At 73.6% G+C, this 14,171-nt stretch carries 13 protein-coding genes; 9 read left to right on the top strand and 4 right to left on the bottom strand.

What is annotated here, in order from left to right; all coding sequences use genetic code 11:
* Nucleotides 1-36 precede the first annotated feature (36 nt).
* The 3 genes from tsaB to tsaD are packed head-to-tail and all read left to right on the top strand — an operon-like array spanning nt 37 to nt 2,260.
* Nucleotides 37-729 (top strand): tRNA (adenosine(37)-N6)-threonylcarbamoyltransferase complex dimerization subunit type 1 TsaB, encoded by a 693-nt coding sequence (gene tsaB, locus HNR21_RS00615; RefSeq protein WP_182703638.1) that lies wholly within the window; start codon nt 37-39, stop codon nt 727-729.
* Entirely contained in the window at nt 726-1,226 is a 501-nt protein-coding gene (gene rimI / locus HNR21_RS00610) for a ribosomal protein S18-alanine N-acetyltransferase (protein ID WP_312880756.1), read from the top strand. Before tsaB ends, rimI begins: the two co-directional genes overlap by 4 nt.
* Entirely contained in the window at nt 1,223-2,260 is a 1,038-nt protein-coding gene (gene tsaD, locus HNR21_RS00605; protein ID WP_119728481.1) for a tRNA (adenosine(37)-N6)-threonylcarbamoyltransferase complex transferase subunit TsaD, read from the top strand. Before rimI ends, tsaD begins: the two co-directional genes overlap by 4 nt.
* 18 nt (nt 2,261-2,278) lie before the next feature.
* Here the strand turns inward: tsaD and HNR21_RS00600 are convergent, their stop codons facing one another.
* The 3 genes from HNR21_RS00600 to HNR21_RS00590 all read right to left on the bottom strand — a co-directional run bounded on the left by HNR21_RS00600 (nt 2,279) and on the right by HNR21_RS00590 (nt 6,581).
* Nucleotides 2,279-3,208 carry a phosphotransferase family protein gene (locus tag HNR21_RS00600; RefSeq protein ID WP_376766566.1) on the bottom strand — a complete coding sequence of 310 codons (930 nt, stop codon included), beginning with the start codon at nt 3,206-3,208 and terminating at the stop codon, nt 2,279-2,281.
* A gap of 247 nt (nt 3,209-3,455) precedes the next feature.
* Nucleotides 3,456-5,018, bottom strand: coding sequence for a hypothetical protein (locus tag HNR21_RS00595; protein WP_312880755.1), 1,563 nt, complete (start codon nt 5,016-5,018; stop codon nt 3,456-3,458).
* A gap of 339 nt (nt 5,019-5,357) precedes the next feature.
* Complete coding sequence (locus tag HNR21_RS00590) at nt 5,358-6,581, bottom strand: class I SAM-dependent methyltransferase (RefSeq protein WP_312880754.1); 1,224 nt, start codon at nt 6,579-6,581, stop codon at nt 5,358-5,360.
* A gap of 216 nt (nt 6,582-6,797) precedes the next feature.
* On the opposite strand from HNR21_RS00590, the gene groES reads away from it, so the two are divergent.
* The 4 genes from groES to HNR21_RS00570 all read left to right on the top strand — a co-directional run bounded on the left by groES (nt 6,798) and on the right by HNR21_RS00570 (nt 10,675).
* Nucleotides 6,798-7,106: a co-chaperone GroES gene (groES, locus tag HNR21_RS00585; protein WP_119728484.1), complete on the top strand. Its 309-nt coding sequence runs from the start codon at nt 6,798-6,800 to the stop codon at nt 7,104-7,106.
* A gap of 92 nt (nt 7,107-7,198) precedes the next feature.
* Nucleotides 7,199-8,824: a chaperonin GroEL gene (groL, locus tag HNR21_RS00580; protein WP_119728485.1), complete on the top strand. Its 1,626-nt coding sequence runs from the start codon at nt 7,199-7,201 to the stop codon at nt 8,822-8,824.
* Nucleotides 8,825-9,245: 421 nt separating this feature from the next.
* Nucleotides 9,246-9,848: a sigma-70 family RNA polymerase sigma factor gene (locus tag HNR21_RS00575; RefSeq protein ID WP_119728486.1), complete on the top strand. Its 603-nt coding sequence runs from the start codon at nt 9,246-9,248 to the stop codon at nt 9,846-9,848.
* Nucleotides 9,845-10,675 carry a hypothetical protein gene (locus HNR21_RS00570; protein ID WP_119728487.1) on the top strand — a complete coding sequence of 277 codons (831 nt, stop codon included), beginning with the start codon at nt 9,845-9,847 and terminating at the stop codon, nt 10,673-10,675. Before HNR21_RS00575 ends, HNR21_RS00570 begins: the two co-directional genes overlap by 4 nt.
* A gap of 91 nt (nt 10,676-10,766) precedes the next feature.
* Here HNR21_RS00570 and HNR21_RS00565 read toward each other — a convergent pair whose 3' ends face one another.
* Nucleotides 10,767-11,156 (bottom strand): DUF5319 domain-containing protein, encoded by a 390-nt coding sequence (locus HNR21_RS00565; RefSeq protein WP_119728488.1) that lies wholly within the window; start codon nt 11,154-11,156, stop codon nt 10,767-10,769.
* Nucleotides 11,157-11,401: 245 nt separating this feature from the next.
* Here HNR21_RS00565 and guaB point away from each other — a divergent pair, with 245 nt between their 5' ends.
* Nucleotides 11,402-12,907: an IMP dehydrogenase gene (gene guaB, locus HNR21_RS00560; protein WP_119728489.1), complete on the top strand. Its 1,506-nt coding sequence runs from the start codon at nt 11,402-11,404 to the stop codon at nt 12,905-12,907.
* A gap of 86 nt (nt 12,908-12,993) precedes the next feature.
* Nucleotides 12,994-14,112, top strand: a complete 1,119-nt coding sequence (locus HNR21_RS00555; protein ID WP_182703635.1) for a GuaB3 family IMP dehydrogenase-related protein — start codon at nt 12,994-12,996, stop codon at nt 14,110-14,112.
* Nucleotides 14,113-14,171: the final 59 nt, after the last annotated feature.

Genomic DNA, 14,171 nt, shown 5'->3' with positions numbered 1-14,171 from the left:
CGCGGACACGGCACGAGTCCACTAGGCTGAGAGGCCGTGCTGGTCCTGGCTTTCGACACCGCCACCGCCGCGGTCACCGTCGCGCTGTACGAATGGATCCCCGGCGAGGGGGTGCGCCCGCGCGCCGTGGCCGAGACGGTCGACGCCCGCCGCCACGCCGAGGTGCTCACCCCCTCCATCGGAGGCGTGCTCGCCGAGGCCGGCGCCGCCCCCGCCGACCTGAGCGCCGTGGCCGTCGGCGTCGGCCCGGGCCCGTACACCGGGCTGCGGGTCGGGCTGGTCACCGCCAAGTCCCTCGGCGAGGCGCTCAAGATCCCCGTGCACGGGGTGTGCACGCTGGACGCGATCGCCTGGGCCTCCGGCCGCGACGAGCCGTTCGTGGTGGCCACCGACGCGCGCCGCAAGGAGGTGTACTGGGCGCGGTACGACTCCGCCCGCGTCCGCGCCACCGAACCGGCCGTGAGCCCGCCCGCCGAGGTCCCCGCCGCGCTCGGCGTCGAGCCGGGCGACCTGCCGGTGATCGGCGAGGGCGCCGCCCTGTACGCCAGGGAGCTGGGCGTCTCCGGCGACCCGGCCCCGCTGCTGCCGTCGGCGGCCGCGCTGGCCGAGCTGGCGGTGACCCGGCTGGCCGGGACCGCGGGGCCGCCGCTGCTGCCCCCCGAGCCGCTGTACCTGCGCCGTCCCGACGCCCGCGCCCCGGGCCCTCGCAAGAAGGTGACCCGGTCGTGACCGCCGTGCTGCGGACGATGACCGCCGGCGACCTGCCCGCCGTGATGGCGCTGGAGAACGAGCTGTTCCCCGAGGACGCCTGGAGCGAGCAGATGATGCGCGGCGAGCTGGCCGAGCAGCCGCGCACCCGGCACTACGTGGTCGCCGAGGACCCGCCCGGCACGATCGTCGGCTACGCCGGGCTGGCCGCCGCCGGGGAGCAGGGCGACGTGCAGACGATCGCGGTGCGCCCCGCCCACCAGGGCCGGGGCGTGGGCGCGGCGCTGCTGACCGAGCTGCTCGCCGAGGCCGGGCGGCGCGGCTGCACCGAGGTCTTCCTGGAGGTACGGGCCGACAACGACCGGGCCCGCGCGCTGTACGAGCGGTTCGGGTTCGAGCGCGTCGGCCTGCGCAAGCGCTACTACCAGCCGTCCGGCGTGGACGCCGTGGTGATGCGCCGCCGTGTCGGCGGCGCCGGCGCCCGCCCGTCCGGCTTCGCGAGGGGGAACGCACAGTGATCCGTGATTCCGAGCCGCTGGTGCTGGGGATCGAGACGTCCTGCGACGAGACCGGCGTCGGCATCGTCCGCGGCACCACCCTGCTGGCCGACTCGATCGCCTCCAGCGTGGACGAGCACGCCCGGTTCGGCGGCGTGGTGCCCGAGGTCGCCTCCCGCGCCCACCTGGAGGCCATGGGCCCCACCGTGGAACGCGCCCTGGAGCAGGCGGGCGTGGCGTTCGACGACGTCGACGCCATCGCGGTGACCGCCGGCCCCGGCCTGGCGGGCGCGCTGCTGGTGGGGGTGGCCGCCGCCAAGGCGTACGCGCTGGCGCTGGGCAAGCCGCTGTACGGGGTCAACCACCTGGCCGCCCACGTGGCCGTCGACCAGCTCGAGCACGGCCCGCTGCCCAAGCCGTGCATCGCCCTGCTGGTCTCCGGCGGGCACTCCTCGCTGCTGCTGGTGCCCGACGTGGCCGCCGACGTGCGTCCGCTCGGGGCCACCGTCGACGACGCCGCCGGCGAGGCGTTCGACAAGATCGCGCGGGTGCTGGGCCTGGGCTTCCCCGGCGGCCCGGTGATCGACCGCCGGGCCACCGAGGGCGACCCGGCCGCCATCGCGTTCCCGCGCGGCAAGTACGACGACGGCACCTACGACTTCTCGTTCTCCGGCCTCAAGACCGCCGTGGCCCGCTGGGTCGAGGCCCGCGAACGCGCCGGCGAGCCGGTCCCCGTCGCCGACGTCGCCGCGTCCTTCCAGGAGGCGGTGGTCGACGTGCTGACCGCCAAGGCCCTGGCCGCCTGCCGCGAGCACGGCGTCAAGGACCTGCTCATCGGCGGCGGCGTGGCCGCCAACTCCCGGCTGCGCGCCCTGGCCGCCGAACGCTGCGAGGCCGCCGGCGTCCGCCTGCGCGTGCCCCGCCCCAAGCTCTGCACCGACAACGGCGCCATGGTCGCCGCCCTCGGCGCCGAACTCGCCGCCGCCGGCCTGCCCCCCTCCGCCCTCGACCTCCCCGCCGACTCGGCCCTCCCGATCACCACCGTCAAGATCTGACGGGACGCGGAGAGCCCGTCAGCGGGTCGGGGCGCCCGTGTGGGACAGGACCGAGGCCAGGTAGTCCTCCAGGGCGGCGACCCGGGGCTCGGGGAGGACGTGGTCGGGGGTCTCGGGGAGCACGTCCAGCAGGGTGCGCAGGTCCCAGTACGGGTTGTGGGCGTAGCCGCCGGAGACGCGGTCGAAGGCGCCCAGGAACTCGTCGGCGGCGGCCGGGCCGTACCGCAGGGCCAGGGACCAGCGCATCTGGGCGATGTCGACCGCGGCGGGGCCGTAGGAGGCGGTGGACCAGTCGACGACGCCGGTGAGGCGGCCGTAGGACCACAGGGTGTTGTCCGGGCGGTAGTCGCGGTGGATGAAGCACGGCGCGGCCTCCGGCGCCGGTGCGCCGGCCAGGTCGAACGCGCGTTCCCACAGGTCGGGGCGGGCGGCGTGCTTGGGCGGCAGCCGGACCTCCAGCCGGTTGGCGGGCACGTACGGCGGCATGGTGGCGGCGCCGTGCAGCGGGTGCACCGACAGCAGCGCGGCGGCCAGCTGGATCAGGTACTCGGGCAGGTCGTCGGGGCCCGGCCGGGCCGGATGGCCGATCAGCCGGGTGATCAGCAGCGCGGGCGCGTCGCAGTGGGCGCCGGCCGGGTCGGCGGCCACCAGTTCCGGGGTGGGCAGCTCACAGCCCGCCAGCAGGGCCAGCGCGGCGATCTCCCGTTCCGGGGAGAACTCCGCGTCCAGCGCGGCGCGGTCGGCCCACCGGCGCAGCACCAGCCGGTGCACGCTGCCGGACCGGCTGGCCACCAGCAGCGCGTGGTTGACATGGCGGACGCCGCCCAGCGGGCGGACCATCTTCACCTCGGCGCCTGGGCCGAGGCACTGCTCCACCCAGCGCAGCGTCTGCTCGCCGGGGGGCGGCGGCGCCTGCACCTGCGGTCCGGATGCCTGGGAACGGGTCACGAGAACCATCAAAACGGATTCCGAACGGTATTGGGAGTGATTTTGCCAAGCCGGAACGGAGCAGAACGCGCGCCCCGGTCCCGGAATGCGTTCGGCGAACGGGCGGCTTTCTCCTATTGCCGGACATAAGGCGCGGACGGGGTATGGCGTCCGCGGATCAGTTCATCCCGAAACGCCTGCATCGATTCCACGCGTCACGTTCGGAAACGGACACGGCGCGGCGCCGCGGTCATGGGCGCCGGACGGTTCAGGACCGCGGGCGCAGCAGCGCCTCGGCCAGCGCCAGCACCGACTCCTCCAGGGTGGTCAGCCGGCGCAGCATGTCCTCGTGCACCGCGGTCACCTGCCGGGCGACGTCGCCGTGCACGAGGTCGACCTTCTGGCCGACCTCGTGGCGGACGCCGTCGAAGCGCCGCCCCAGCTCCGTCTGCACCACGTCGGTGCGCCGGGCGAACTCGGCGTGCACCCCGTCGACCCGGCGGGCGAACTCCTCCTGGAAGCCCTCCACCCGGGCGGTCACGTCCCGGTGGATCCCGCCGACCTGCCGGGTCAGCTCCTCGTGCAGGTCTGCCACCCGGCGGGAGACGTCGTCGTGGACGCCGTTCATCTGCTTGCTGACCTCGGTGTGCACCGCCTCGACCTGTTTGGTGACGTCGTCGTGCACCGACTCCACCCGGCGGGAGACGATGTCGACCTGCGCGGTGAGCTCCTCCAGCGCGGCGTCCACCCGCCGGGCCACCTCGTGGTGGATCACCTCGATCCGCCGCCGCACGTCCTCCTGCACGTTCTCGAAGCGGTGCGCGAACTCCTCCATCCGCCGGGCGACGTCGTGGTGGGCGGAGTCGGCGACGACCGCCATCGCCTCCTTGACCTCGTCGCGGTCGGGACGCGCGCGCAGCTCCTCCACCAGCGGCTCCAGCGCCTCGGCCAGCCGCCGCTCCAGCTCGTCGAAGCGCTGCCCGTGGTCCGGCACGGGCCGCCGGGCCAGCTCCGCCAGCCGGTGGTGCACCTCGGTCATCTCCAGCGTCGCCGGCAACCGCCCGATCCGTTCGCCCAGGGACTCGACCCGGTCGTCGACGCCCTCCAGCCGCCCGGCCAGCCCCTCCAGCCGGCCGTCCAGCCCGTCCAGCCGCCCGCCGATCCCCTCGACCCGGCCGTCGACCGCGTTCAGGCCGCTCTCCACCCGTTCGGCCATCTCGGCGAACGAGCGCTCCACCCGGGCGCCGATCTGCTGCACCGAGTGCTCGAGCTGCTCGCCCCGGTGCCCCAGCTCGGCCAGCGCCTTGTCGAGCCGGTTGAACCGCACCGCGGCGGCCTCCATGCTGCCCTGCAGCTTGTCCAGCCGGCGGGTCATCTCGTCCAGCCGCTGCGCGGACTGCTGGGCGGTCTCGTGGATGTGCCGGGCCTGGTCCATCATGGCCTGCAGCCGCAGCAGGCCCTCGTCCACGTGCTCGGCCATCACCCCGATGTCGGCCCACAGCGCGGGCAGCTCGGCGACCGGCCTGACCCGTTCGGCCACCGCGTCGATGTGCTCGGCCAGCCCCTGCGCCCACTGCGGCGGCGCGCCGACCAGCCCGGCCACCTGGCCGCGCACGCCGTCCAGCTGCCCGGTCAGCGTGCCCAGCTCACGCTCGCGGACCTCCTTGAGCAGCCACTCCATCCCCTCCATGCGCTGGCGGAGCTCGTCCAGGACCTGGCCCTGCGAGCGCTGCTCGTACACGTGGTCCTGCGCCGCCCGGGCGAGCAACTCCCGCATCCGGTCCGAGACCGGTTGAACCCCCGTCTGCAGGAAGTTGGTCTTTGTTTCCACCCGATGCTCCTTCGTGTGCCGAACGCGCGAACGAACGGGCGCGGCATTGAACCTGGGCCGCTCACTGTAGTACTTGCGCGACGGCATTTTTGTGCGGACCGGGGAAGGTGCCGCCTTCTGCTGATTGCACCTGTCATCCGGGAGCGTCGGAGCACGGCCCGCACGCGGGATATTGCCGACTTGCGGCCGAACCGCTCGGTTGGCGGCGCGGCCGGGCACGGGGGCCGGCCCGGCCGTCGCGCACCTGTTTACCATCGCCTTTTGCCGGCGGCGGCCGGAAGGTGGAAAAACGTGTCGATGTTTACGCCGCCATGGTGCGTCGCGGAACCGTTCTTTGGGTTACCGGAATTGCGCGGGGGCGGGCCGGGCCAGCACGGCGACCGGCGCGGCGCCGATCCGGGTGAGCACCAGCGTCAGCTCGCCCGCGCCGCCGCGCCGCCGCCCGCCGAAACCCAGGTCCCGGCGCAGCCGCTCGACGTCCACCGCCGACCCGCGCTTCTTGATCGTCAGCGCTCCGGGGTCGCGCCGCCGCAGCTCGGCCCGCAGCCGCTTGACCGAGAACGGCATCACCTCGTCGATCTCGTACGCCCGCGCGAACGGCGTCCCGGTCAGTGTGTCGGCGGTGATGTAGGCGATGTGCTCGTCCACCAGGCCGCCGCCGACGCCCGCGGCGACCTCGGCCACCAGGTGAGCCCGGATGACGGCCCCGTCCGGCTCGTACAGGTAGCGGCCCCAGTCCCGCACCGGCGCCCTGTCCACCGCCGGGTCGGGGGTCAGCGTCCACTCCCGGCCCCGCCCGTCCAGCAGCGTCGCCCGCCGCCGCACCGTCCCGGCCAGGTCCCCGAGCCACAGGGCGGCCTCCTTGACGTCGCCGTTCACCGAGATCCACTCGGCCTCGGCCCCCTCCGGCACGGCCTCGTGCGGGATGCCCGGCGCCACCTTGACGCACGCCGCCGGAACGCGCCCGGCCAGATCCAGTACCACGTCCAGCGGAGGCTCGTACGACCGGGGGTCGAACACCCGGCCCCGGGCGGTGCGCCGTCCCGGATCGGCGAACACCGCCGCGTACCCGCGCGGATCGGTCGCGGCGGCGTCGCCCTGCCGCACCGTCGCCAGCTCGTCCAGCCCCAGCGCCGTGACGTTGGCCCGCGCCACCGCCGCCGTCAGGGGGTCCAGCTCCACCCCGTCCCCCCGGCACCCGGCCCGCGCCCGCGCGATCAGGTCCGCGCCGATCCCGCACCCCGGCTCCAGCACCCGGTCGTCCTCGGCCAGCAGCCCGGCGAACCGCCGCGCCCGGTACTCGGCCACGCACCGGCGGGTCGCCTGCTCCAGTCCCGCCTGGGTGAAGTACATCCGCGCGGCGTCGTCGCCGAACTTCTCCCGGGCCCGCTCCCGCAGCCGCACCTGGGTCAGCGCCGTCGCCACCAGGCCCGCCGGATGCCGTTCGCGCAGCCTGGAGGCGGTCGCCAGGACATCTCGTCCCGTGCGGTCGCCCTGGCCGGCTTCGGCCAGCACGGCCTGTCCCTCGGCCCCCAGCAGCTCCCCGAATCCCGCCTCGTCCACGCCTCGACCGTAGCCGCGGCCCGGCTCCGGCTCATGTTGACGGCCTGTGGCCGACCGCATAATCTCCAATTGGCACTCGACATGGGAGAGTGCCAATCATGCGACGAGGTCGGTCTGGCACCCGCGACGACAGGCCGGTCCGGGGTCGCCTCTTCTGCCACATGTGCGGCCGGCCCGCAACGGTCGGCCGAGGACCATCGAAGGGGAGGTCAGATCGTGACGACCGCCACCAAGGTTGCTCTCAAGCCGCTCGAGGACCGCATCGTCGTCCAGCCGCTTGAGGCCGAGACCACCACCGCGTCGGGCCTGGTGATCCCCGACACCGCGAAGGAGAAGCCGCAGGAGGGCACCGTCCTGGCGGTGGGCCCGGGCCGGGTCGACGACAAGGGCAACCGCGTCCCGCTGGACGTCAAGGTCGGGGACGTCGTGCTGTACAGCAAGTACGGCGGCACCGAGGTCAAGTACAACAACGAGGAGTACCTGGTGCTGTCGGCCCGCGACGTGCTCGCGATCGTCGAGAAGTAACCGACCGGCACGTACCGACACGTGATGCACCGCCCCGGCCGGTCCCCGTTGTGGGCGGCCGGGGCGCGCGCATGAGAGGACGCTGATCCCACATGGCCAAGATCCTGGAGTTCGACGAGGACGCCCGGCGCGCGCTCGAGCGCGGCGTGAACGCCCTCGCGGACGCCGTCAAGGTGACCATCGGCCCGCGCGGCCGCAACGTCGTCATCGACAAGAAGTTCGGCGCGCCGACCATCACCAACGACGGCGTGACCATCGCCCGCGAGGTCGAGCTGGAGAACCCGTACGAGAACCTGGGCGCCCAGCTCGCCAAGGAAGTGGCGACCAAGACCAACGACATCGCCGGCGACGGCACCACCACCGCCACCGTGCTGGCCCAGGCGCTGGTCCGCGAGGGCCTGCGCAACGTGGCCGCCGGCGCCTCCCCGCTGGCCCTCAAGCGCGGCATCGACACCGCCGCCCAGTACGTCTCCGAGCGGCTGCTGAAGGTCGCCCGGGACGTGGAGGAGAAGGGCGAGATCGCGCACGTCGCGACGATCTCGGCGCAGGACGCCAAGATCGGCGAGCTGATCGCCGAGGCGTTCGAGAAGGTGGGCAAGGACGGTGTGATCACCGTCGAGGAGGCGCACACCTTCGGCCTGGAGCTGGAGTTCACCGAGGGCCTGCAGTTCGACAAGGGGTACCTGTCGCCGCACATGGTGACCGACCCCGAGCGGATGGAGGCCGTCCTCGAGGACGCCTACGTGCTGATCCACGAGGGCAAGATCTCCAACGTCACCGAGTTCCTGCCGCTGGCCGAGAAGGTCGCCCAGACCAAGAAGCCGCTGCTGGTGGTGGCCGAGGACGTCGAGGGCGAGGCGCTGGCGCTGCTGGTGGCCAACAAGATCCGCGGCACCTTCCTGTCCGCCGCGGTCAAGGCCCCCGGCTTCGGCGACCGCCGCAAGGCGATGCTCGGCGACATGGCCACCCTGACCGGCGGCCAGGTGGTCAGCGAGGCGCTCGGCCTCAAGCTGGACACCATCGGGCTGGAGCACCTGGGCCGGGCCCGCCGGGTCACCGTCACCAAGGACGCCACCACCATCGTCGACGGCGCCGGCGACCCCAAGGAGATCGAGGCCCGGATCCACCAGATCAAGGTGGAGATCGAGCAGAGCGACTCCGACTGGGACCGCGAGAAGCTGCAGGAGCGGCTGGCCAAGCTGGCCGGCGGCGTCTGCGTGCTGCGCGTCGGCGCGGCCACCGAGGTGGAGCTGAAGGAGAAGAAGCACCGCCTGGAGGACGCGATCTCGGCCACCCGCGCCGCCATCGAGGAGGGCATCGTCTCCGGCGGCGGCAGCGCGCTGGTGCACGTCGCCAAGGAGGGCTTCGACGAGCTCGGGCTGTCCGGCGACGAGGCCACCGGCGCCGAGGCGCTGCGCCGGGCGCTGGTCGAGCCGGCCCGCTGGATCGCCGAGAACGCCGGCCAGGAGGGCTACGTCGTGGTCGCCAAGGTGCAGGAGCTGGCGGCCGGCCACGGCTACAACGCGGCCACCGGCGAGTACGGCGACCTGGTGGCGCAGGGCGTCATCGACCCGGTGAAGGTCACCCGGTCCGCCGTCACCAACGCCGCCTCCATCGCGGGCATGCTGCTGACCACCGAGGCCCTGGTGGTCGAGAAGCCCGAGGAGGAGCAGGCCGCCGCCGGCGGTCACGGCCACGGTCACGGCCACGGGCACTGATCCCGCCGGACCCGCCGGTCTGGGACGACCCACAAGCCCGAAGTGACGGGTCGGACGGTCCCGGCTCCGCTGAGATCGTCCGACCCCGTCGAGAGGACCTCCGCCGATCACGGCGGGGGTCCTCTCGCGTTTCCGGGCCGGGTGCCGAATCCGGATCGCACGAATGCGCCGGGGCGTATCCGTCGTTTCGGAGTAATCGCGCAAAAGCGACCACTGACATCGATCGCATGGCAATGCATCACCGTACGGGGTCGAATCCTCGCACATGGTGATATCGGTCACACTGTCGGCGCACTGTGACCATTCCGTTGCCGTGCAGAGTGAAGACAGGTCGGTTCCCGCTGGGCATCATGCTCTACGTGACCGAGGGACGCTTCGCCGGGACCACGACACACGCGCTGCCGATTCGAAGGGGCGGCCTATGACGAGCGAAGCCCGGGTCTTGAGCACGGCGGCACGCGGGGACGAGGGCGATCTGGGGGATCTGACCGCCGCGGCCGTGCAGGGGGATCCAGGGGCGATCGAGGTTTTGATCGGGCAGGTCCGGCCCATGGTGGTGCGCTATTGCCGGGCCCGGCTCGGCCGCATCTCCGGGCAGTACCACATCGCCGACGACGTGGCCCAGGAGGTGTGCATCGCGGTGCTGTCGGCGCTGCCCCGGTACCGCGACATGGGACGGCCGTTCGCCTCGTTCGTCTTCGGCATCGCCGCGCACAAGATCGCCGACGCGCTGCGCAGCGCGGTGCGCGCCGCGGTGCCCACCGAGGACCTGCCGGACGGGCCGGACGACCGGCCCGGCCCGGAGGAGACGGTGGTGCGCTGCATCGAGGCCGAACGCGCCCGCGACCTGCTCGGCCGCCTGCCCGAGCACCAGCGCGAGCTGGTGCTGCTGCGGGTGGTGGCGGGACTGTCGGCCGAGGAGACCGGTAATGTGCTGGGCATGTCCGCGGGTGCCGTCCGGGTCGCGCAGCACCGCGCTCTGGCCAGGCTGCGCGCGATGGCCAGGGAGGAGTCGATCGCTTGACGGAGCGGAGCCCGGGCGCCCCGGATCCGGCCGGCGGCCCGCCCTGCGGTGACGGGGCGGCGCAGCAGCCGGCCGGCGCGTTCTGGAACCTGGCGGCGATCCGCCGCAGCGACGACCTGATGGAGGCGCTGGCCAGCCGGGGCCCGCTGCCCGCCGCCGACCCGGCGGACGGTGCCGACGACCCCGACGGCGCGGACCCGGCGGCCCGCCTGCTGCGCGCCCTGGTCGCCGACGTGGACGCCGGCGCCCCCGCGCTGCCGGACCGCCGCACCGGCTCCGAGCAGCCGCCCGCCGCCGACGAGGACCCCGATCCCGGCGGCCCGCGCCGCGGCCCCCGCACCATCGTGGTGCTGGGCATCGTCGGCCCGCTCCTCACCGGCGTGCTCACCACCGGCGTCGCCGCCGCCACCGGCGGTTTCATCCATCGCCCGGGCTCGGCGGCCGGCGCCGACGAACGCCCCGACCGCCGGGATCGTCCCGAGGCCCGGTCCGACCGGGGCCAGGCCATGCCCGGTCCCTGGCGCCGCCCCGGCCCGACCCCGCCGACGGCCGTCCGGGAACCGGCCGAGGCCGACTCCCTCGAGCCCCGCCTCCGCCGCCGCGACACCGCTCCGCAGGATCCGCCGCCGAGCACCACCCAGGCCCCCGTCGTGGACCGGCCGGGATCCGCGCCGGGCGGGCAGACCCCGGTGCCGGACTCGGAGGGGACGCCCACTCCCGAGCCCTCCCGGGGCACGGACGACGGCCAGGAGCTCCCGCCCGCCGAGCCCATCGAAGCCCCGTCCTCGTCGGAGCAGCCCACGGGCCCGCTGGAGGGCTCCCCGTGACCCCGTACGGCCGCCGCTGAGGAGCGTCGCCGTCGCGAACGGAGTGCGTCACGGGACCGTCCGCCGGACGGACGGCGAACGACGGCGCCGGCTAGGGGGTGTCGCGGCCCTCTTCGCTGTCGATGACGCCGTCGACGTAGCCGCGGGCGTACTCCCAGCTCACGTAGTCGACGGGGTCGGGGGACAGGGCGGGCTCGTGGACGCGGGGCAGGCCCTCGTCCAGCAGGTGCCGCAGGTTGCCGTAGAGCAGGTCCCAGTCGATGTAGTGCTGCTTGCCGCAGTCGCCGCAGTCGACGGTGAGGCCGCGGACGCCCAGCGGCTCCAGCAGTGCACGGAAGACCTCGAGGTCGGCGAGGTCGGCCAGCACGTCCTCGCGTTCGCTCACGCTCAGCGGGGCGGCCTCCTCGCTGGGGTCGCCGAGCGCGGCGGCCGGGTCGTCCGGGTCGCCGGCGAACGGGTCGAGCGGGACATCATCGTGCACTCCTCCACGCTACTGCGCAGAGCGAGCCGGTGGTCAAGACCGACGGACATCGGCGTTCGGCCGGGCGCCCCGGGGACTTTCCCGGACGGCGCGTGTGTTGTTTCTCGCAGGCGCCGCACGCGAGCGGTCCGCCGCTCGCGACGTGCCGCGGACCGGCAGGTCCTACGATGGATGACACTCCGCCGTGACCGGGCCAGGCCGGATCAGGCCACCGCCGAGCCACCAACCGACCGGGAAAGGCTGCCATGAACCCCGCTGCGGAACCCGCCAAGTTCCTCCCGCCGGGCCTGACGTTCGACGACGTCCTGCTGCTGCCGGCCTACTCGGACCTGCAGCCCGGCGAGGTCGACACCACCACCCGCCTGAGCCGCAACGTGACGCTGCGCATCCCGCTGGTGTCGGCGGCGATGGACACCGTGACCGAGGCGCGGATGGCGATCGCGATGGCCCGCCAGGGCGGCATCGGGATCCTGCACCGCAACCTGTCGATCACCGAGCAGGCCGAGCAGGCCGACATGGTCAAGCGCTCGGAGAACGGCATGATCACCAAGCCGGTGACCTGCACCCCGGACGCCACCCTGGCCGACGTGGAGCAGTTGTGCGCCCGGTTCCGGATCTCCGGGGTGCCGGTGATCGACGAGACCGGGGTGCTGGTCGGCATCGTCACCAACCGGGACATGCGGTTCGAGAGCGACCTGTCCCGCCCGGTGCGCGAGGTCATGACGCCGATGCCGCTGGTGACCGCGCCGGTGGACGTGTCCAAGGAGGACGCGTTCCGGCTGCTGGCGCGCAACAAGATCGAGAAGCTGCCGCTGATCGACGACGCCGGCCGGCTGCGCGGGCTGATCACCGTCAAGGACTTCACCAAGAGCGAGCAGTATCCCGACGCCACCAAGGACGCCGACGGGCGGCTGCTGGTCGGCGCGGCCGTCGGGGTCGGCGAGGAGGGCATCGCCCGGGCCCAGGCGCTGGTCGAGGCCGGCACCGACGTGATCATCGTGGACGTGGCGCAGGGCCACTCCAAGGGCGTGCTGGACACCATCGCCAAGATCAAGGCCAACACCCGCGGGGTCGACGTGATCGGCGGCAACGTGGCCACCTACGCCGGCGCCAAGGCGCTGGTCGAGGCCGGCGCGGACGGCGTGAAGGTCGGGGTCGGCCCCGGCTCCATCTGCACCACCCGGGTCGTCGCCGGCGTCGGCGTCCCCCAGGTCACCGCGATCTACGAGGCGGCCCGCGCGGCCCGCCCGGCCGGCATCCCGGTGATCGGCGACGGCGGCCTGCAGTACTCCGGCGACATCGCCAAGGCCATCGCCGCCGGGGCGTCCAGCGTGATGCTGGGCAGCCTGCTGGCGGGCGTGGAGGAGAGCCCCGGCGAGCTGATCTTCGTGCACGGCAAGCAGTACAAGTCGTACCGGGGCATGGGGTCGCTGGGCGCGATGCGCAACCGCGAGCGCGGCCGGTCCTACTCCAAGGACCGCTACCAGCAGGCCGACGTGACCAGCGAGGAGAAGCTGATCCCCGAGGGCATCGAGGGCCAGGTGCCCTACCGCGGCCCGCTGGCCGCCGTCGCCCACCAGCTGGTCGGCGGCCTGCACCAGTCGATGTGGTACGCCGGCACCCGCACGATCCGCGAGCTCCAGGAGACCGGGCAGCTCATGCAGATCACCACGGCGGGCCTGAAGGAGAGCCACCCGCACGACGTCCAGATGACCGTCGAGGCCCCCAACTACCAGGGCCGACGCTCCTGACCGGAACGGGCCTGTAGTACGAATCGGCTTTGCACCGCCGCGCGGGGGGCGCGGCCATGGACGCGCGGGAGCGCAGGGAGACACTGATGCCGGAAGTTGAGATTGGTCGGGGCAAGAGCGGGCGTCGGGCGTACGCGTTCGACGAGATCGGCATCGTGCCGTCGCGCCGCACCCGGGATCCGGAGGAGGTCAGCGTCGCCTGGCAGATCGACGCCTACCGGTTCGAGATGCCGTTGGTGGTGGCGCCCATGGACAGCGTGGTCAGCCCGGCCACCGCGATCGCCATCGGCCGGCTGGGCGGCCTGGCGGTGCTCGACCTGGAGGGTCTGTGGACCCGGTACGAGAACCCCGAGCCGCTGATGGCCGAGATCGCCTCGCTGGACGACGCCCAGGCGACCCGGCGGCTGCAGGAGGTCTACTCCGAGCCGATCAAGGAGGACCTGATCGGCCGCCGGATCGAGGAGGTCCGCAGCGCCGGGGTGACCGTGGCGGCGCGGCTGTCCCCGCAGCGCACCGTGCAGTTCCACAAGGCGGTGATCGACGCCGGGGTGGACCTGTTCGTGATCCGCGGCACCACGGTGTCGGCCGAGCACGTCTCCGGCCGGGCCGAGCCGCTGAACCTCAAGCAGTTCATCTACGACCTGGACGTCCCGGTGATCGTGGGCGGCTGCTCGACGTACCCGGCGGCGCTGCACCTGATGCGGACCGGGGCGGCGGGCGTGCTGGTGGGCTTCGGCGGCGGGTCGGGGCACACCACCCGGACGGTGCTGGGCGTGGCGGTGCCGATGGCCACCGCGGTCGCCGACGTGGCCGCCGCGCGCCGCGACTACCTCGACGAGTCCGGCGGCCGGTACGTGCACGTGATCGCCGACGGCGGGATGACCAACAGCGGCGACATCGCCAAGGCGTTCGCCTGCGGCAGCGACGCGGTGATGGTCGGCTCGCCGTTCGCCCGCGCCACCGAGGCGCCGGGCCGGGGCTTCCACTGGGGCAGTGAGGCCCATCACGGCGAGGTGCCGCGCGGCACCCGGCTGGAGGTCGGCACGATCGGCAGCCTGGAGCAGATCCTGTACGGGCCCTCGCACGTGGCCGACGGGTCGATGAACCTGATCGGGGCGCTGCGGCGGGCCATGGCGACCGCCGGGTACACGGAGCTGAAGGAGTTCCAGCGGGTGCAGGTGGTGGTGGCGCCGGCGGTGAGCTGATCCGCCGGAACGGTCGTCCCAGGGGAAGGGTGACCTCTTCCCTGTCCGCAACGGGTGTT

This window comes from Thermomonospora cellulosilytica (assembly GCF_014138835.1).
In the GTDB taxonomy this organism is placed as follows: domain Bacteria; phylum Actinomycetota; class Actinomycetes; order Streptosporangiales; family Streptosporangiaceae; genus Thermomonospora; species Thermomonospora amylolytica.
The sequence above is the reverse complement of the archived record's forward strand: the minus strand, read 5'-3'. Positions and strand labels throughout refer to the sequence as shown.